Source organism: Serratia sp. JSRIV001, from assembly GCF_019968745.1.
In the GTDB taxonomy this organism is placed as follows: domain Bacteria; phylum Pseudomonadota; class Gammaproteobacteria; order Enterobacterales; family Enterobacteriaceae; genus Chania; species Chania fonticola_B.
This window is the reverse complement of record NZ_CP074147.1, coordinates 1,645,020-1,664,107: the sequence shown is the minus strand read 5'-3', so window position 1 is coordinate 1,664,107 and position 19,088 is coordinate 1,645,020. Positions and strand designations below refer to the sequence as shown.

Below are 19,088 nucleotides of genomic sequence, written 5' to 3'. Positions count from 1 at the left end.
TTTATGGCTTACTGCTGGCAAACCGGGCACCAATAGAACGGCCGCGAAGATAGCGCCGTTTTCTCGATCATCGCGCCACAGCGCGGGCAAGGCTCACCGCTGCGATGAAACACCTTGAAGCTGAACAGCGTACCGTGATGGCGATTTTCATCTACCTGACCACGGGTCTGATATGAAATGCGTGGAATATCCAACAGCGCCTGCGCCAACTGATGCAGCGCATCAGGGGTGAGATCCTGCGGCTTATGCTTGGGTGCCAGTTCTGCCTGCCACAAAATTTCGGCTCGCAGGTAATTGCCCAGGCCAGCCAGAAAAGACTGATCCAGCAGCATTCCGCCCAACTGGCGCTTACAAAACGTCGGCGATAACAGCCGCTGTTCCACCTGCTCTACGGTCAAATCCATATCCAGCACGTCAGGACCAATACGTTTTAAGAACGGGTGTTGCTCGATCTCACCGCGCGGCGCAATGGTGATATCCGAAGCGCTATACAACAAAATCGCCCACTCGGCCGTCTCCAGTCGCACGCGCAGATCGCGCTTGGTTTCTGGTGTTTCGCCCGCTCGCACCACCTTCCACACGCCGTAAAGCTGGTTGTGGCTGTACATGGTCAAACCGTTGGAGAAATCGGTTAACAAGGCTTTACCACGCGGTTCGATGGCAGTGATACGTTCACCGACCAGCTCGGCCTGATAGTGTTTCAGTTGCGGGAAAGCAAACCAGACTTCGGTCAGTGGTTGCTCGATCATCACCGCCGCCAGCTTATCTGCCGCCCGGCGGATCTCCGGCCCTTCTGGCATGGACAACTCCTTGATTGAAAAGGGTCCGGCAAGCCGAACCCTAGGGTTAACATGGAGGTAGCATAAATGACCTTAGTGCGTGGCGCCACCCACCACTTTCAAGTCATGCTCCACCTGCAAGGCGATCGAAATTGCCATTTCCAAAGCAAACAGCACCGTCTGGGCTGCCATACTCGGCGCACCAGGATGCTGTGCCGCCTGCTCAGGCAGGTAAGGGATATGGATAAACCCGCCCTTCACCGCCTGCTGCCCGCTTAAGCGGTGCAACAGACCGTACATCACATGGTTGCAGACATAGGTCCCGGCGGTTTGTGATACCGAGGCCGGAATGCCAGCCTCACGCATCGCATTCACCACCGCCTTGATCGGCAAGGTGCTGAAATAGGCCGCAGGACCATCTGCCACAATGGCCTGATCGATCGGCTGCTGTCCCTGATTGTCGGGAATACGCGCGTCATCGACGTTAATAGCGACGCGTTCCAGTGTGATGTCAGTGCGCCCGCCCGCCTGGCCGATCGCCAGTACCATCGCTGGCTGAACTTCATCAATGGCCGCGTTCAGCACAGTTAATGCCTCACCGAAGACGCAAGGTAGCTGGCGCGCGATAATGTGCGCCCCGCCAAGCTCCAGATCGTTAAGCTGCTTCACCACCTCCCAGGATGGGTTGACACGCTCGCCGCCAAACGGCTCAAAGCCGGTAATCAATACTTTCTGCATGCGTTCTCCTAGAGGAACATCAGGAAATAAAGCAGGAATACGTTAACCAGCAGCAACGTGACCCCGGTCGGTATCTGCGCCTTGATGACCGCATTCTTGTCCGGTAACTCCAGTAACGCTGCCGGTACAATATTAAAGTTAGCAGCCATTGGCGTCATCAACGTGCCGCAATAGCCGGAGAACATGCCGATAGCCGCCATCACCGCGGGGTTACCGCCGTGTTGCAGTACCAGGATCGGGATACCGATACCCGCAGTGACAATCGGGAAAGCCGCAAACGCGTTCCCCATGATCATGGTTAATACGGCCATGCCGATGGCATACACCGCTACGGCGATAAAGCGGTTATCTACCGCCAGGTATTCCTGCGTTAAATGGGAGATGGCAGTGCCAACGCCCGCAACGGTGAACAGCAGGCCAAGAGTCGCCAGGATTTGCGGCAGGATGAAGGCCCAGCCGATGGAATCCAGCAGACGACGAGCTTCCTGCACTGGCTGCGACATTTTCTCACGGGTCATCTTCACCGCAATCACCAGGCCAAGCAAACAGCCGAGGGTCATGGAGAACAAGGTAATCAAGGTGGAGTGGCTACCGCTGCCAAACACCGCCTGTTGCAAGGCCGGGATGTTATTGAACAGCAGCACGCCGATCACCGTGACGACCGGGATCGCCAGCGCCGGGATAAACAGACGGTTGCCCAAGCGTTTGGCACTGGTTTCGCGCTCTTGCTGGCTGCGCTGATGATAGCTACCAAGACGCACACCGCCAAAACCGGCGATCAGAGCCATCACCACCACCAATACGCCCACGGTGATATGCAGTTGACGCTTGGCTTCAGCCCCTGAGCCAAATAGCCCATAGGTCCAATCCCCCACCAGGAAGATCAATCCGTATAAGGCCCAGAACAGGCCGGTAGAAATACGGCGTGGGTTGGCCTTATCGCGAAACGACATTGCGGCGACGATCAGTAATACCGCACCCGCCAGCCAATAGAGATATTGTTGTTGGAATATCATTGGCCTTCTCCCTTGGCCTGCAACGCAGCCTGGTTAAGTTTGCTCAGTTCAGCGTTGAGTTGTTTGTCCATGCGGTACAAACGGAACGAGTGGATCAGAAAGGCAAAGATCGCCGTTGGGATCCCCCACAGCGCAATGTGCAGCGGTTCGGTCTGAATGCCGCCGGATTCCAGCATAAAGTTATGCATAAAGATGATCGCGCCAAAGGCGACAAAAATATCTTCACCAAAGAACAGCCCGACGTTATCGGTCGCGGCAGACATTGCCCGCAGACGATAGCGCACACGTTCCGGCAGTTCCCCATAGCGGTTTTCCGTGGCCCCCTCCGCCATCGGTGCCAACAGCGGACGTACCATTTGAGGTTGGCCGCCCAGGCTGGTCAGCCCCATTGCCGCCGTTACTTCACGCACAAACAGGTAGACGATCAGTAAACGCCCGGCGGTGGCGCTTTTGATTTTGGCAATCCACGCCTGCGCACGTTCTTTCAAACCGTGGCGCTCTAACAGCCCGATAATCGGCAGCGGCAACAGCAGGATCAGCGGCAGGTTACGGGTATTGAGGAAGCCCTCGCCAAGCTTTTCCAAAATGACATCCAGCGGCATCAACGCCGCCAGCCCGGTGATAATACCGGCGGCGATCACCACCAGCACCGGGTTAAAACGTAATACAAATCCAACCACGATGGCAGCGATGCCTATCAGTGGCCAGAGGTTTACCGCTTGTTCCATATTCACTTCCCTCTTGTCGCCCTCGGTCTTGCGGGCAATGTTGTGTTTGCTGTAGTCATTATTTTTTTATGCGGCGCTGACGCCAATCTGCTGCTGAGCAAAGCTCTCTCTCAGCTTCCTGGCATAGGCCAGCGCATGTTCCCCGTCGCCGTGCAGGCAAACGGTTTCAGCCTTGACGGAGGCCCAGCCCCCCTCAACGGTTCGTACACGCTGGTGGCGAACCATTTCCAGCGTCTGTTGCAATGCCAGTTCATCACTGGCAATCAGTGCTCCTGGTTGCCCACGCGGCACCAATGTTCCATCGGCCTGATAGCCGCGATCGGCAAACACTTCCTGCCGCGTCGCCAACCCCAGCTTTTCACCTGCGCGGATCAGTTCACTGCCGGCCAACCCCACCAGACGCAACGAAGGGTCTACCGCCAACACCGCGCGGGCAATGGCTTCCGCCAATTCCGGCTCCACCGCCGCCTGGTTGTAGAGCATGCCATGCGGTTTCACATGGGCCATCACGCCGCCTTCAGCCCGGGTAATGGCGGCCAGCGCCCCCAGCTGATACACCACTTGGGCATACACCGTTTCTACCGGTAACTGCATCCGAGTGCGGCCGAAGTTTTCCCGATCCGGGAAACTGGGATGGGCACCAATCGCCACACCGTATTGCAACGCCCAGCGCACCGATTGGCGCATGGTCTGGGCATCCCCGGCATGGAAGCCGCAGGCAATATTGGCCGAGCTGACCAACTGCAACAGCGCTTCGTCATTGGCGCAACCTTCACCGAGATCGGCATTTAAATCGACGATCATTTAACCCCCCAGGCAATCTGTTGAATAAAGTGATCCTGCTCAGCCTTGGCGCGCTGCGCCTCTGCCAGGGTGCAGGGGATAAAGTGAAGTGCATCCCCCAGACGGATCTGCGCCAAGTGGAAGAGATCCGCCTCGATTACGCAGGCAATTCGCGGGTAACCTCCGGTAGTCTGAGCATCGGCCATCAAGACGATCGGCTGGCCGTTGTGTGGGACCTGGATGACGCCGGGTATCAGGCCGTGGGAGAGCATTTCCCGTTCAGTGGTGCGCGTCAGGGCGCTGCCGCCGTGCAGGCGATAACCCATGCGGTTACTCTGCGGGCTAAGCTGCCAGGCGGTACGCCAGAAGTCGTCCTGCGCCTGTTGGCTGAACTCGTCATATTCTGGCCCGGTCAACACTCTGATCCGGTTGCTGAACAGCGGCTGTTTCACGCCGATGACCGTGGTCGGCAGCGCCTGGGGCTTACCCGCTGGCAACACGTCGCCCTCTTTCAACTGCCGGCCTTCCAATCCACCAAAGCCCGCTTTCAGATCGGTGCTGCGTGAGCCCAGCATCTCCGGAACATTGATGCCGCCAGACACCGCCAGATAGCTGCGCATCCCGCGTTTAGGCATCTTCAGCGTCAGTTGCTGGCCTTTTTTTACCGGATAGCGCCAGCCCGTCCATAAAGATTTGCCGTCCAACTGAGCATCGCAGCCCGCGCCAGTCAGCGCAATCCACCCATTATGGGTAAATTCGGCACTGAATTGCCCCAGCGTGATCTCCAACCCAGCCGATTCGGGCGAATTGCCCACCAGCAGGTTGGCTATTTTCAGCGCGGGGATATCCAGAGCACCGCCCTGGCTGATGCCCAAACGCCGGAAACCGTTACGCCCCAGGTCCTGGACGGTGGTGTAAATACCGGCTCGCAAGATCTTCAGCATACGCCCCCCTTTTGCGGTACAAAGCGCACGTTATCGCCCGGGCGCAGCAGCGTCGGCGGCATTTCATTCGGATTAAACAGCGCCAACGGCGTGCGGCCAATCAGTTGCCAACCGCCCGGCGTGACCAGCGGATAGATCCCCGTCTGGCCGCCACCGATCCCCACAGAACCCGCAGCAACAGACAAACGAGGTTCCGCACGGCGTGGAGTGGCCAGACGCTCCGGCATCCCCCCCAGATAGGTAAAACCAGGTTGGAAGCCCAGGAAATAAACCACATACGCGGTGGACGAATGGCATTCCACCACCTGTTGCGGCGTCATACCGGTATGGCGCGCCACCTCATCCAGGTCGGGGCCATATTCGCCGCCATAGATCACCGGGATATCGACATCGCGGGACTCTGGCACCAGGCTTTCGTTGCCCTCCCATCCTTGACGCAGCAGCTCCAGCATCGCCTCGGCATCAGCCTGCGGCGTATACAGCAACAGCGTCAGGTTATTCATTCCCGGCACCACTTCCCGTACGTCAGTGTGGTGATTCAACTTTTCTGCCAATGCCCAGATGCGCTGCTGACTTTGCAGCGTCACCGGGGGTGCCAATTCAAGCACTACAGCGCGTTCCCCTAGCAGGTAATATTGTGCTCGTTGCACCCCTATCTCCTTATACTCGTCGTGTTTCAAGCCGCAGCATGACTGACCGCTCACGAACGAATGAGCGGGTCACTGGGTAGCAACTTGAAGTTCACAGGGTATTTTATTATTTGAAAAGCGTATCAGTTATGCGGGACGTAACGTCGGCTGTCAAGAGAGCAACCTTCGGGAATATAAGGGATTAGCGGCGCTAAAGGGTTCGTTTTACCGAACCCATAGGCAAATTAGGCCGGATTGGGGATATCGATAAAGGTGACGTCAAAGCCGTGATGTTGCGCTAACCACTCGCCTAACGCCTTGATCCCACCACGTTCCGTCGCGTGATGGCCGGCGGCAAAAAAGTGCACGCCCATCTCCCGCGCCGTATGAATAGTTTGCTCAGAAACTTCTCCGCTGATAAACGCATCAACGCCAAATCGCGCCGCGCTGTCGATAAATCCCTGGCCGCCACCGGTACACCAGGCCACCCGACGGATTGCCTGCGGGGCATTATCGCCACAGTGCAACACCGCTCGGCCAAGACGGCTCTCGATACGCTGTTGCAATTCACCCGCACTGAGCGGTTGCTCAAATTCGCCGTGCGGCACCAAAGGTTCGATCTCACCGATCACGCGGATGCCCAACGCCTTTGCCAACTGCGCGTTATTCCCCAGTTCCGGGTGTGCATCCAGCGGCAAGTGGTAGCCATACAGGTTGATATCGTTGCTCAGCAGAGTTTTCAGCCGGTTACGCTTCATGCCGCGCACCGCGGGTGCTTCGTTTTTCCAGAAGTAACCATGATGCACCACTATGGCATCCGCCTGATGTTCCACCGCCGCATCCAGCAACGCCTGGCAGGCCGTCACTCCCGTCACGATACGCTGCACATGTGCCCGCCCTTCCACCTGTAGGCCATTTGGCGCGTAGTCCTGGAAGGCCGCACAGTTGAGTTCGCTGTTGATCAGATGTTCCAGATCGAGGTTATGCATAGTCATCTCACTCTCATTCAAAATTGTTGCCGATCGCCCTGTTCCATCAGGATAAATTTCACCCCCAGATCGTTGCCCTGATCCAGCTGTTGCTTGATGGTAGCACGCACATCTTCCCCCTGTTTCAGGCTGGGCTTGATGTGGCTGATGATCACCGGCAGATCTTTTAACGATCCCTCTCCGCCGCTGTACTGCTGGAGGTTTTTCAGCTCCTTCAGTAGCCAGGCCGGGGTCAGATGTCCATACAGATGCTTGTCATCCACCTCGTTCGGGTAAGAGGTTTCGATAATCATGCCCTTCAGCTTCTTCTGCTCAATCAGCGGCCCCAGTACGCGCCAGGCGCCATCCAGATTGCGTGACTGTTCCAGCGCATCCGGCCCGGTATCGCCAAAGTAGGCAAATGACCCTTCACGGTCGGCCACCAGCAACATCGAAGAGGGGTAGCGATCGTGGCTAAGTGGGTACATCACCCCGCTCAAACCGGTCAGGCCCAGGGTCACACGCTGCAGCGGGCGCACCGTTTGCAAGCGGTAAGTGCCTAGCCGCGAGCCATTACCGGCATCGGTAAAATTGGGCCAGGCTTTCCAGTTAAAATAATGATTGCGCAGCGTCAATACGGTATCAGCCTGTGCATAAACGGTTTTTTTACTGTCTTCCGGTGAAGCAAGGATCAACCCAGCCACGTGATCCAGATGGCCATGGCTAATGAAGTAACCGCCAATCAGCTGACGGAAAATATAGCCCTGCGGAGTTAAGGGAGCGGCCAGCTCGGGCGTGACCTGCGGAAAACTGCCCTTTTCCAGCCCTTTGGCAATCCCCGGCAGCAACGTCCCGGCATCCAGTGCCAGATACTGCGTCTGGTTATCACTGCGGATCAGATAAGAAGTCAGATTACCGTCACTGACGCCACCGTCGACGCCCAGCGCCACTACGTCAAAACCGGCCACGGCCAATGCGGAATAGCCGCCCAGGCACAAGGCCAGTAGTTTCTTCATCATCAGGAAGCTCCTTGCTGTTACTTTAATGTCCCCCTCGCTTGGCCGCTTCAAAAGCCGCCAACGTCTCCAGCCGAGCCTGCTGGTGTTGGACTATCGGCGGCGGATAATTCAGAACCTGCTGCTGCTTTTCCGCCCAGCGATGGGGTTGATGGAGCTCATTGTCCGGTACATTCGCCAGTTCAGGCAACCATTTACGGATAAAAGTGCCTTTTGGATCAAAACGTTCGCCCTGAGTGGTCGGGTTAAAGATGCGGAAATAAGGTGCGGCATCGGTGCCGGTAGAGGCGGCCCACTGCCAGCCACCGTTGTTGGCGGCCAGATCGCCATCCAGCAATTGGGACATGAAATACTGTTCACCGGCGCGCCAATCGATCAGCAAGTCCTTGACCAGGAAGCTGGCCACGATCATCCGCAGGCGATTATGCATCCAGCCGGTTTGATTGAGCTGACGCATGGCAGCATCGACAATCGGGTAACCGGTATTGCCCTGTTGCCAGGCCAGTAACGCCGCGTCGTTGCGTTGCCAGCATACCTTATCCGTCCAGGCGATAAAGGGACGGTGCTTGCATAACGCAGGATACGCTACCATCAGGTGACGATAAAATTCTCGCCAGATCAGCTCATTAAGCCAACTGAAAGCACCGCTTTGCGGATTTTCCAGCACATCGGGGCACTCGACGCGCAGACGGTTGACACACTGGCGGGGAGAGATAACGCCAATAGCCAGGTAGGGTGACAGATTGCTGGTGCCGGCAATGGCGGGCAAATCGCGCTGTGTCGCATAGTCTTGCACCCGCTCTCGGCAGAAAGCGCGCAACCTGTGTAATGCAGCCTCTTCACCTGCGGGATAGCCCTCTCCCACCTCAGCCAAAGGATAATCGAATGCCACCGCTGCGGTAAAACCAACGGCTTCCCCACGCGGGCGTGGTGCTGGCAGAGAGCTCACGTCGGTCTCGGCCAACCGCTGGAGAAAGGCTTTGCGAAAAGGCGTATACACCTTGTACATCTCGCCGTTGCCGGTTTGCACGCTACCGGGAGGCAACAGCAGGCTATCATCAAAGCTGTGGAACCTCACCTGCCCGGCCAACGCCTGCTCAAGGCGGGCGTCACGTTGACGCTCATTGATTTCATACTGACGATTATAATATAGGGCCGTAACCTGCTGGCGCTGGCAGAACTCCACCAGCCAGTTAACCGAACCGGCAAAATCGTCGCCCTGATGGCAAATCAGTTCAATGCCCCGAGCCGCCAGCACCGCTTGCACCTGCAACAGATTGGCGTGGATAAACGCCGCCTGACGTGGCGCCATATGGTGCTGGCGCCATTGCGCGGGGGTAGCGATAAATACCGCCAGCACCTTGGCTTGCGGATCGCTACAGGCGGCAGAGAGGGCTTTATTGTCGGTAATGCGTAGATCGTTACGCAACCAGACCAGATGCGTGGTCATAACACTCCTTGCAGGTTAATGGCCTAGCGCAGGCACAACGCCTCCGGATAGGGCTCAAAATAGCGCTGTTGCGCCAGATAGCTATCAGGATATTCGGCCATGTCATGTTTTAACAGCGTAATCGGTAATCGGTGCCAGCAGCGGTTGCATCCCCTGGCGATAGTGGTCGATAAGCCTGGCCAGTTCCTGCGCTATATCTTGTCTCCCACCAACGGGTTAATGCTAGAAGTGTAGAGGATTTAGTGCGTTAGTGCGGCCTAAAACGCAAAAACCCCCGCCAAAGGGGCGAGGGTTCGTAGTAGTGCAACGGGCCAGGATTAATAAAAATCGCAGGACGCCGTTTCTGCCTGTTGCAGCCAGACCGGTTTATTGCTGGTTTTTGACCAGACGCGGTGTAAATAGCTGTAAAAACGTGCGCGATCGGCACGGAACAGCATCACCGGCAAGGCAAGAACACCGATCAGAATCACTGCGCTACGGCGCAGGAGGACCCGATGCAACGGATAGGCTTGGTAGTTAGACATACGAACCTCCTTAAAAACATCCGCGCCAGGTTGTCAGGACCCGACGCAATGCGAAACGATAAATGATGACCAAATGGAAACTGAGCAAAATATTACCGCATAGGTTGTAATTTTACAACTCATCCGACCACTAAAATGCGCAAAAAGAGCACAAAAAAGGCCTCCGTAACGTAATTTTGTTACATCAAGGTTAATAACTAACTTAACATTAGTTACATTGTGGTTTCTTGGCGTTGCTGGGATCATTTAACGGATTTTTACGCCAACAACCCATCCGCCCACGCCCTTCCTGCGTATAAAACCGCCAATTTCTGCCGTTATTTCAATCATTTTTATACTTTTTTTACACCCGGCCCCGCTATTTTTTCATCTTCTTTCTACTGCCCTCCCTACACTCAGGCTATCAAAAACAACACCTCTGGAGGTGTCCCGTGAGTTTCAGCGTTATTGGTGGTGCGCTGTTGGTTCTGCTGCTGTTGGGCTATCTGGTTTATGCCCTGTTTAATGCGGAGGACTTCTGATGGCAGCTTCAGCCTTCTTGTTGATCGCCAGCTTTGTGCTGGTGCTTCTGGTGCTGGCTCGTCCCCTGGGCAGCTTTATAGCTCGCCTGATCGAGGGAGAGCCACTACCGGTCCTGCGCCATGTGGAAGCAGCCGTCTGGCGTTGCTGCGGTAATGACACCGCCGAGATGACCTGGTGGCAATACGCACTGGCGATCCTGTGGTTCAATATCCTCGGTTTAGTGCTGCTGTTGGTACTGCTGATGGCACAGGGTTCCTTACCGCTCAACCCACAAGGGTTCCCCGGTTTATCTTGGGATCTGGCGTTCAATACCGCCGTCAGCTTCGTCACCAATACCAACTGGCAGGCCTACAGCGGGGAAAACACCCTCAGCTATCTCAGCCAGATGGCCGGGTTGACGGTGCAGAACTTCCTGTCTGCCGCCACCGGTATCGCCGTTGCCTTTGCCCTGATCCGGGCCTTTGCACGCCGTTCCAGCGCCACCATTGGTAACGCCTGGATCGATATCCTGCGCATTACCCTGTATGTGCTGTTGCCACTGTCTCTGCTGATCGCGCTGTTCTTCGTCAGCCAGGGGACGTTGCAGAACTTCCTGCCTTACCTGCATGTGACCACGCTGGAAGGGGCACAGCAGACCTTGCCGATGGGACCCGTAGCCTCGCAGGAAGCGATCAAGATGCTCGGCACCAACGGTGGCGGCTTCTTCGGTGCCAACTCGGCGCATCCGTTTGAAAACCCAACCGTATTGACCAACTTTGTACAGATGCTGGCGATCTTCCTGATCCCTTGCGCCCTGTGCTTCGCCTTTGGTCAGGTGGCCGGTGAAAACCGCCAGGGTCACGCGCTGATCTGGGCCATGGCACTGATCTTTATCGTTGCGGTGATCGTGGTGATGAATGCTGAGCTGGCTGGCAACCCGCATCTGAGCGCGCTTGGCAGTAGCAGCAACATCAATATGGAAGGTAAAGAGTCCCGCTTTGGCATTCTCGCCAGCAGCATGTTCTCGGTGGTGACCACTGCGGCCTCCTGCGGTGCCGTCAACGCCATGCATGACTCCTTTACCGCGCTGGGTGGCATGGTGCCGATGTGGCTGATGCAGATTGGCGAGGTCGTGTTCGGCGGCGTCGGTTCCGGCCTGTACGGCATGCTGCTGTTCGTGCTGCTGACGGTATTTATCGCCGGGCTGATGATTGGCCGCACGCCGGAATATCTCGGTAAGAAGATCGATGTTTATGACATGAAGATGACCGCGCTGGCGATCCTGGTGACGCCGACCTTGGTACTGCTGGGCACCGCGTTGGCGATTGCTACCGACGCCGGCCGTACTGGCATCCTCAACCCAGGGGCGCATGGCTTCAGTGAAGTGCTGTACGCCTTCTCTTCGGCAGCCAACAACAACGGTAGCGCCTTTGCTGGTCTGAGCGTCAACACGCCGTTCTACAACCTGCTGCTGGCCTTGGCGATGTTTGTTGGCCGCTTCGGGGTGATCCTGCCAGTGCTGGCCATTGCGGGTTCGCTGTGTGTCAAAAAACGCCAACCGGCGGGCAACGGTACGCTGCCAACCTACGGGCCACTGTTTATCGGCCTGTTGGTCGGCACCATCCTGCTGGTCGGTGCCTTGACCTTTGTCCCTGCACTGGCGCTAGGCCCGGTAGCCGAACATTTACAACTGTGGTTGGCCAATTAACAGTCATAACAGAGAGAAGAACAAGATGACTCGCAAACAACGCGCACTGTTTGAACCGGCACTGATGCGTACCGCGCTGATCGATGCGGTGAAAAAGCTGGACCCACGCGTTCAGTGGCGTAACCCGGTGATGTTCGTGGTGTACCTCGGCAGTATCCTGACTTCGGTCATTTGGCTGGTGGTGCTTTCAGGCAACGCCGAAGGTAGTGCGACCTTTACCGGCAGCATCGCCATGTGGCTGTGGTTTACCGTGCTGTTCGCCAACTTCGCCGAGGCGCTGGCGGAAGGACGCAGCAAGGCTCAGGCAGAAAGCCTGAAGGGCACCAAGAAAACCAGTTGGGCAAAGAAACTCGCCACGCCGAAGCGTGATGGCGCTACCGAGAAAGTCTCGGCCGAGAGCCTGCGTAAAGGGGATATCGTGCTGGTGGAAGCCGGTGACACCATCCCTTGCGACGGCGAAGTGCTGGAAGGCGGCGCCTCGGTCGATGAAAGCGCCATCACCGGTGAATCTGCACCGGTGATCCGTGAATCCGGCGGTGACTTCTCCTCCGTGACCGGCGGGACGCGTATTCTGTCCGACTGGCTGGTGGTGCAGTGCAGCGTCAACCCGGGGGAAACCTTCCTCGATCGCATGATCGCGATGGTCGAAGGTGCCAAACGCCGTAAAACCCCAAACGAAGTGGCACTGACTATTTTGCTGGTGGCGTTGACTATCGTGTTCGTACTGGCGACCGCAACCCTATTCCCTTACTCGCAATACAGCGTGGAAGCCGCAGGCAGCGGCAGCATAGTGTCGATCACCGTGTTGGTGGCCTTGCTGGTCTGCCTGATCCCGACCACCATTGGTGGGCTGCTGTCCGCTATCGGCGTCGCCGGAATGAGCCGTATGCTGGGTGCCAACGTGATCGCCACCAGCGGGCGCGCCGTTGAGGCCGCCGGTGACGTTGACGTATTGCTGTTGGATAAGACCGGTACCATCACCCTAGGTAATCGTCAGGCGTCCGAATTCCTGCCGGCACCGGGGGTAAAAGAGCAAGAGCTGGCCGATGCCGCCCAACTCTCTTCGCTAGCCGATGAAACGCCGGAAGGCCGCAGTATCGTGGTGCTGGCCAAGCAGCGCTTCAACCTGCGCGAACGTGATTTGCAGGCGTTGAACGCCACCTTCGTGCCTTTCTCTGCGCAAACCCGCATGAGCGGCGTCAACGTGCAGGACCGGATGATCCGTAAAGGGGCTGTAGATGCCATTCGCCGCCACGTCGAATCCAACAATGGCCACTTCCCACGTGCGGTAGATGAGTTGGTGGAAAGCGTCGCTCGTACCGGCGGTACGCCGTTGGTGGTCGCCGAAGGGCCACGCGTATTAGGGGTGGTGGCGCTGAAAGACATCGTCAAAGGCGGGATTAAAGAACGCTTTGCCGAACTGCGCAAGATGGGCATCAAGACGGTGATGATCACCGGGGATAACCGCCTGACCGCCGCCGCCATCGCAGCCGAAGCCGGTGTGGATGACTTCCTGTCGGAAGCCACGCCAGAGGCCAAACTGGCGCTGATCCGTCAGTATCAGGCGGAAGGACGCCTGGTTGCGATGACCGGCGACGGCACCAACGACGCCCCTGCACTGGCGCAGGCCGACGTGGCGGTTGCCATGAACTCGGGGACGCAGGCGGCCAAGGAAGCGGGCAACATGGTCGATCTCGACTCCAACCCGACCAAGCTGATCGAAGTGGTGCATATCGGCAAGCAGATGCTGATGACGCGCGGTTCACTGACCACCTTCAGTATCGCCAACGACGTAGCGAAGTACTTTGCCATTATTCCGGCAGCCTTCGCGGCAACCTATCCGCAGTTGAATGCGCTGAACGTGATGCAACTGCACTCCCCCGCCTCGGCGATTATGTCGGCGGTGATCTTCAACGCTCTGGTGATCGTCTTCCTGATCCCACTGGCGTTGAAAGGGGTGAGCTATAAGGCAATGAGCGCCGCCGCACTGCTGCGCCGTAACCTGTGGCTGTATGGTGTGGGTGGCCTGCTGGTGCCGTTCGTGGGCATCAAGCTAATCGACCTGCTGCTGACCGCGCTGAATATGGCCGGCTAAGATAACGAGGAATTTATGATGTCTTATTTACGTCCTTCTCTGGTTATGCTGATCCTGCTGACGGCGATCACCGGTATTGCTTACCCATTACTCACTACCGGGCTGTCACAGTTACTGTTCAGCGGTACGGCCAATGGATCGCTTCTCTATCAAGGGGATAAAGCAGTCGGCTCGGCATTGATTGGCCAGAACTTCACCCAACCGGGGTATTTCTGGGGTCGCCCTTCTGCCACCAGCGATTCGGCCTATAATACGCTGGCATCCGGCGGCAGTAATCTGGCCGCCACCAACCCGGCGCTGGATAAAGCGATCGGTGAGCGGGCAACGCAGCTGCGCCAGGCTAACCCGGCGATGAGCGGGCCGATCCCGGTCGACCTGCTGACCGCCTCCGGCAGTGGCCTGGATCCACAGATTTCACTGGCGGCCGCCAAGTACCAGTTAGCACGTGTCGCCAACGCTCGTCAGTTGCCGCAGGAACAGATTGCCAAACTGATTGATGAAAACACCGATCGCGCCACGCCTAATTTTATGGGGGAATCGGTGGTCAACGTGCTGAAGCTGAATATGGCGCTGGATGCGTTGAAATAACGGCAAACGTGATAAAACGTCGCTAAAGGGTTCGGCATTGCCGAACCCGCTTTGCATGGGTAAACAAGGAACTTTGATGGTGGATGACGAACTGCAACGCCCCGATCCAGACAGCCTGCTGGCGTTAGCCAATGAAAAGCCACGCGGCAAACTGAAGGTCTTCTTCGGTGCCTGCGCCGGGGTAGGTAAAACCTACGCCATGTTGCAGGAGGCTCAGCGGCAACGGGCGCAAGGGCTAGACGTGCTCATTGGCGTTGTGGAAACCCACGGGCGCCAGGAAACGGCGGCGTTGCTACAAGGGCTGTCGATCCTGCCAGCAAAACGCATCCAACATCGTGGCCGCCAGGTGCAGGAATTCGACCTCGATGCCGCTTTGGCACGCCATCCGGCCCTGATCCTGATGGATGAGCTGGCACACAGCAATGCCCAGGGTTCACGCCATCCCAAACGCTGGCAGGATGTGGACGAACTGCTGGATGCCGGTATTGATGTGTTGACCACGGTGAACGTCCAGCATCTGGAAAGCCTGAATGACGTCGTCGGCGGCATCACCGGGGTGCGGGTCAGGGAAACCGTGCCTGACCACGTGTTTGACGAAGCGACCGAAGTGGTGTTGGTAGACCTGCCCCCTGACGATCTACGCCAACGGCTCAACGAAGGCAAGGTCTATATCCCCGGCCAGGCCGAACGCGCCATCGAGCATTTCTTCCGAAAGGGTAACCTGATCGCCCTACGTGAGCTGGCACTACGCCGCACCGCCGACCGTGTTGACGACCAAATGCGGGCCTTCCGCGATAACCAGGGGCGTGAAAAAGTCTGGCACACCCGAGACAGCATCCTTCTGTGCGTCGGCCATAACAGCGGTAGCGAAAAGCTGGTGCGCATTGCTGCAAGGCTCGCGGCACGCCTTGGTTGCCACTGGCATGCCGTGTATGTCGAAACCCCCAAGCTGCACCGCCTGCCGGAAAACCAACGGCGATCCATCCTGCGTGCCTTGCGGCTGGCGCAAGAATTAGGGGCTGAAACCGCCACCCTTTCCGATCCTTCTGAAGAACGCGCGGTACTGCGCTATGCCCGGGAACATAACCTGGGCAAAATCATTATTGGCCGCCGTGGCGAACAGCGCTGGAAGCTGCGCGGCAGCTTTGCCGATCGTCTTGGCCAGCTTGGGCCGGATCTCGACCTGGTGATTGTCGCGCTGGAAAACGATACGCCGCAGCCGCAGGCCAAAGAGCATGATAACCGCGCCTTTAGCGAAAAATGGCGATTCCAGCTGCGGGGCTGTGCCGTTGCCGTGGCTTTGTGCGCGATCATCACGCTGCTGTCGCAATGGTTACTGCCGGGCTTTGATTCGGCCAACCTGGTGATGGTTTATCTGCTGGGCGTGGCGATTGTCGCCCTGTTCTTTGGCCGCTGGCCTTCGGTGCTGGCCGCGGTGATCAACGTCGCCAGCTTCGATTTGTTCTTCGTGCAGCCCGAATGGTCGTTCGCCGTCAGTGATATGCAATACCTGCTGACCTTTGCCGTGATGCTGACCGTCGGTATCACCATTGGTAATCTGACCGCCGGGGTACGTTATCAGGCCCGAGTTGCACGCTATCGTGAACAACGGGCGCGGCACCTGTATGAGATGTCCCGTGGGCTCAGCCAGGCATTGAGCAGAGAAGATATTGCCAAAACCAGCCGTCATTTTATCTCCAGCAGCTTCCAGGCCAAAACCGTGCTGCTGCTGCCGCAGGAGGATGGCTCCCTGCAACAGATGGTGGGAGAAGAAGGTGGCTTGCTGTCGGTGGATGAAGCCATCGCCCGCTGGAGCTATGGCAAAGGCTTACCCGCCGGGGCCGGTACCGACACCCTGCCCGGCGTGCCATACCAACTGCTGCCGCTCAGCACCTCCAAACAGACCTTTGGCCTGCTGGCGATTGAACCGAACAATCTGCGTCAGTTGATGGTGCCGGAGCAACAGCGGCTGTTACAGACCTTTGCGGTGCTGATCGCCAGCGCGCTGGAGCGCCTGCATCTGGCCCGCAGTGCCGAAGAGGCCAAGCTGGATGCCGAACGCGAACAGCTACGTAACTCGCTGCTGGCCGCCCTCTCTCACGATCTGCGTACTCCGCTTACCGTGCTGTTTGGTCAGGCAGAGATCCTGACGCTGGATCTGGCCACCGAAGGCTCCAGCCACGCCCCACAGGCCAGCCAAATCCGCCAGCAGGTGCTCAGTACCACCCGCCTGGTAAACAATCTGCTGGATATGGCGCGCATTCAGTCCGGCGGTTTTAACCTGCGCAAAGAGTGGCAATCGCTGGAAGAGATCGTCGGCGCCTCGCTGCATATGCTGGAACCGCTGCTGGTATTGCACGAAATCAAGGTGGAGTTGCCGCAAGAGATGGTGTTGATCAACTGTGATGGCAGCCTGTTAGAGCGGGTGTTCACCAACCTGGTGGAAAATGCCAATAAATATGCCGGTGCCGATGCTATCATCGGGATCCGCGCCCACGCAGTTAAGGACTGGCTGGAAGTGGAGGTTTGGGATAATGGCCCCGGCATACCGGAGGAACAGACCCAACTGATATTTGACAAGTTCTCCCGTGGTAATAAAGAGTCGGCGATCCCCGGCGTCGGTTTGGGGTTAGCGATTTGTCGTGCCATTATTGAAGTACACGGCGGCCGCATCTGGGCGGAGAACCGCGCCGAAGGCGGAGCCAGCTTCCACTTTATGCTGCCGTTGGAAAAGCCACCCGAACTGGATGGAACAGATTTTGACTTATAACCCAAGAGTAGAGGCCCCGTGACCACATCGCCGACTAACATTCTGATTGTGGAAGACGAGAAAGAGATCCGTCGCTTCGTGCGCACCGCGCTGGAGAGCGAAGGGTTACGGGTGTTTGAAAGTGAAACCTTGAAGCGTGGGCTGATAGAGGCCGGCACGCGCAAGCCGGATCTGATCATTCTTGATTTGGGGTTACCCGATGGCGACGGGCTGGACTACATTCGCGATCTGCGCCAATGGAGCGCGGTGCCGGTGATTGTCCTTTCCGCACGCCATGCCGAAGAGGACAAGATTGCCGCGCTGGATGCGGGTGCCGATGACTATCTCAGCAAGCCGTTCGGCATTGGTGAACTGCTGGCTCGGGTGCGGGTTGCGCTACGCCGCCACGCCAATAGCCAACAGGAAAGCCCACTGTTCAGCTTCTCCGATATCACCGTCGATCTGATCAACCGCAGCGTCTTGCGTAACGGTGAAGATCTGCATCTGACGCCCATCGAGTTCCGTTTACTGTCCGAGTTGCTGGCCAACTCCGGTAAGGTGATCACCCAGCGGCAGCTACTCAGCCACGTCTGGGGACCCAATTACGTCGAACACAGCCACTATCTGCGCATCTATATGGGCCATCTGCGGCAAAAGCTGGAAGCCGATCCGGCGCGGCCCAGGCATCTGCTCACTGAGACCGGCGTCGGTTATCGGTTTATGCCTTAATCCTGCGACGATGTGGGCCCTTTCTTCAGTCCGATCATAAACGCCTTAAACGAGTCACGCAGGGGCTCAAACAGCGGATGCTTGCGGTTTTCTATCATCACTTCTGAGAACAGCTTGAGCCCGACGGCAAAGGCCGCGCTGTTCTGTTCGCCAAAGTTCAGATCCTCTCGCCCTTGAATGCGCTCAACAATGGCCAGAATATCGTCGTGATTTTCTACCTCAAACACCAACTCCGGCTTGTCGACGGGTTCGCCTTTACGGTCTGTCAGGGCTTCTACGGTAATGCGGAAACGGTGGCCTGGCATCAGTTATCCTCCTGTGGCTGTTTTGGCGATACCATTTCGGCTTCGATAGCCTCCACGGCGGTCAGCAGTGCCTGATTGATACGCCCGACCTGCTCCTGAGACAAATCCGCACGCATCATGTTGCCGCGCAGCAGATAGCGCAGGCGATTCATCACTTCGGAGATCCCGTCGGCCAGATTACCCTCATGGCGATGATCGCGCCCCGCGCCAGCCAGACGAGCAAAAATCACTTCGATGGCTGCCTGATGCTTTTGCAGTTCCTGCTTGCCGAGTTCGGTAATTTGGTAGCTCTTACGGCCATTGCCAGCCACCGCGGGTTCCAGGAAGTCTTGCTCCTCCAACAGCGTGAGGGTTGGGTAAATCACGCCTGGGCTTGGCACATACAGGCCGGAAGAAGCCTCTTCGATCGCCTTGATCAGTTCGTAGCCGTGGCTAGGTTTACGCTCTACCAGCGCCAGCAGCACCAGGCGCAGATCGCCATGCTCAAACAGGCGATGACGCCCGCGCCCGCCCCGGCCATGTTCTTCACCACCACGGCCGTGTTCCCCGCGGCCAGCAAAATGATGACGGCCGCCACGGCGGTGGTGGCAATGCCCCTCTTCCCGTTGGTCGTGGTGACCATACGAAAGGTGACGTGCAAATCGATTAAACATCATGGTTGTTACCTCTTGATTGATGATATGAGCATCGATGCATTTAGATATATCTAAAATACGTCGATGGCTCTAATCTAGATCGATATATCTAAATGCGCAAGAGGTAACCTGCAATTTAGATATATCTAAATTGCAGGCATAAAAAAAGCGCTGTAAAAACAGCGCCTTTTCATTATCGAAAG

At 57.2% G+C, this 19,088-nt stretch carries 19 protein-coding genes and 1 pseudogene; 6 read left to right on the top strand and 14 right to left on the bottom strand.

The window, feature by feature from the left end; translation table 11 throughout:
• Window positions 1–8 precede the first annotated feature (8 nt).
• The 12 genes and pseudogenes from nei to KGP17_RS07480 form a co-directional block, all read right to left on the bottom strand.
• Window positions 9–800 carry an endonuclease VIII gene (gene nei, locus KGP17_RS07535; RefSeq protein ID WP_223499116.1) on the bottom strand — a complete coding sequence of 264 codons (792 nt, stop codon included), beginning with the start codon at window positions 798–800 and terminating at the stop codon, window positions 9–11.
• 72 nt (window positions 801–872) lie between these two features.
• A complete protein-coding gene (gene pcp / locus KGP17_RS07530; RefSeq protein ID WP_021805277.1) occupies window positions 873–1,517 on the bottom strand; it encodes a pyroglutamyl-peptidase I in 645 nt (214 codons plus the stop codon).
• An 8-nt stretch (window positions 1,518–1,525) separates the two neighbouring features.
• Window positions 1,526–2,533, bottom strand: a complete 1,008-nt coding sequence (locus KGP17_RS07525; RefSeq protein ID WP_223499115.1) for a DUF979 domain-containing protein — start codon at window positions 2,531–2,533, stop codon at window positions 1,526–1,528.
• On the bottom strand, window positions 2,530–3,261 hold the full coding sequence (locus KGP17_RS07520; RefSeq protein WP_021805279.1) for a DUF969 domain-containing protein: 732 nt from the start codon (window positions 3,259–3,261) through the stop codon (window positions 2,530–2,532). Before KGP17_RS07520 ends, KGP17_RS07525 begins: the two co-directional genes overlap by 4 nt.
• Before the next feature lie 66 nt (window positions 3,262–3,327).
• Window positions 3,328–4,065: a 5-oxoprolinase subunit PxpA gene (gene pxpA / locus KGP17_RS07515; protein WP_115158774.1), complete on the bottom strand. Its 738-nt coding sequence runs from the start codon at window positions 4,063–4,065 to the stop codon at window positions 3,328–3,330.
• Complete coding sequence (gene pxpC, locus KGP17_RS07510) at window positions 4,062–4,988, bottom strand: 5-oxoprolinase subunit PxpC (RefSeq protein ID WP_218519687.1); 927 nt, start codon at window positions 4,986–4,988, stop codon at window positions 4,062–4,064. The genes pxpA and pxpC overlap by 4 nt, the downstream gene beginning before the upstream one ends.
• On the bottom strand, window positions 4,982–5,638 hold the full coding sequence (pxpB, locus tag KGP17_RS07505; protein ID WP_024483155.1) for a 5-oxoprolinase subunit PxpB: 657 nt from the start codon (window positions 5,636–5,638) through the stop codon (window positions 4,982–4,984). Before pxpB ends, pxpC begins: the two co-directional genes overlap by 7 nt.
• 224 nt (window positions 5,639–5,862) lie before the next feature.
• The gene (locus KGP17_RS07500; protein WP_024529338.1) at window positions 5,863–6,606 is read right to left on the bottom strand and encodes a type 2 GTP cyclohydrolase I; all 744 of its coding nucleotides are present in this window, start codon (window positions 6,604–6,606) and stop codon (window positions 5,863–5,865) included.
• A gap of 17 nt (window positions 6,607–6,623) precedes the next feature.
• A complete protein-coding gene (locus KGP17_RS07495) occupies window positions 6,624–7,604 on the bottom strand; it encodes an MBL fold metallo-hydrolase (protein ID WP_223499114.1) in 981 nt (326 codons plus the stop codon).
• 22 nt (window positions 7,605–7,626) lie between these two features.
• Window positions 7,627–9,051, bottom strand: a complete 1,425-nt coding sequence (gene phrB, locus KGP17_RS07490) for a deoxyribodipyrimidine photo-lyase (RefSeq protein WP_223499113.1) — start codon at window positions 9,049–9,051, stop codon at window positions 7,627–7,629.
• A 23-nt stretch (window positions 9,052–9,074) separates the two neighbouring features.
• Window positions 9,075–9,240 (bottom strand): annotated as a pseudogene (locus KGP17_RS07485) (DUF1722 domain-containing protein); the annotation flags it as partial.
• A gap of 128 nt (window positions 9,241–9,368) precedes the next feature.
• Window positions 9,369–9,575, bottom strand: coding sequence for a YbfA family protein (locus KGP17_RS07480; protein WP_021805287.1), 207 nt, complete (start codon window positions 9,573–9,575; stop codon window positions 9,369–9,371).
• Between the two features lie 431 nt (window positions 9,576–10,006).
• On the opposite strand from KGP17_RS07480, the gene KGP17_RS07475 reads away from it, so the two are divergent.
• The 6 genes from KGP17_RS07475 (at window position 10,007) to kdpE (ending at window position 17,945) form a co-directional block, all read left to right on the top strand.
• Window positions 10,007–10,096 (top strand): K(+)-transporting ATPase subunit F, encoded by a 90-nt coding sequence (locus KGP17_RS07475; protein WP_037375124.1) that lies wholly within the window; start codon window positions 10,007–10,009, stop codon window positions 10,094–10,096.
• Entirely contained in the window at window positions 10,096–11,784 is a 1,689-nt protein-coding gene (gene kdpA / locus KGP17_RS07470) for a potassium-transporting ATPase subunit KdpA (protein ID WP_218519688.1), read from the top strand. Before KGP17_RS07475 ends, kdpA begins: the two co-directional genes overlap by 1 nt.
• Before the next feature lie 25 nt (window positions 11,785–11,809).
• Window positions 11,810–13,879, top strand: a complete 2,070-nt coding sequence (gene kdpB, locus KGP17_RS07465; protein WP_021805289.1) for a potassium-transporting ATPase subunit KdpB — start codon at window positions 11,810–11,812, stop codon at window positions 13,877–13,879.
• 18 nt (window positions 13,880–13,897) lie between these two features.
• Window positions 13,898–14,467 (top strand): potassium-transporting ATPase subunit KdpC, encoded by a 570-nt coding sequence (kdpC, locus tag KGP17_RS07460; RefSeq protein WP_094982674.1) that lies wholly within the window; start codon window positions 13,898–13,900, stop codon window positions 14,465–14,467.
• A gap of 76 nt (window positions 14,468–14,543) precedes the next feature.
• Window positions 14,544–17,237 (top strand): two-component system sensor histidine kinase KdpD, encoded by a 2,694-nt coding sequence (gene kdpD / locus KGP17_RS07455; RefSeq protein WP_021805291.1) that lies wholly within the window; start codon window positions 14,544–14,546, stop codon window positions 17,235–17,237.
• Between the two features lie 18 nt (window positions 17,238–17,255).
• Window positions 17,256–17,945, top strand: a complete 690-nt coding sequence (gene kdpE / locus KGP17_RS07450) for a two-component system response regulator KdpE (RefSeq protein WP_223499112.1) — start codon at window positions 17,256–17,258, stop codon at window positions 17,943–17,945.
• On the opposite strand, the gene KGP17_RS07445 is transcribed toward kdpE, so the two are convergent.
• Together KGP17_RS07445 and KGP17_RS07440 are read right to left on the bottom strand one after the other, a co-directional pair.
• The gene (locus KGP17_RS07445) at window positions 17,942–18,250 is read right to left on the bottom strand and encodes a DUF3861 domain-containing protein (RefSeq protein WP_021805293.1); all 309 of its coding nucleotides are present in this window, start codon (window positions 18,248–18,250) and stop codon (window positions 17,942–17,944) included. The two genes, kdpE and KGP17_RS07445, sit on opposite strands and share 4 nt — an antisense overlap.
• Window positions 18,250–18,903 (bottom strand): PadR family transcriptional regulator, encoded by a 654-nt coding sequence (locus tag KGP17_RS07440; protein WP_037375215.1) that lies wholly within the window; start codon window positions 18,901–18,903, stop codon window positions 18,250–18,252. The genes KGP17_RS07445 and KGP17_RS07440 overlap by 1 nt, the downstream gene beginning before the upstream one ends.
• Window positions 18,904–19,088 lie beyond the last annotated feature (185 nt).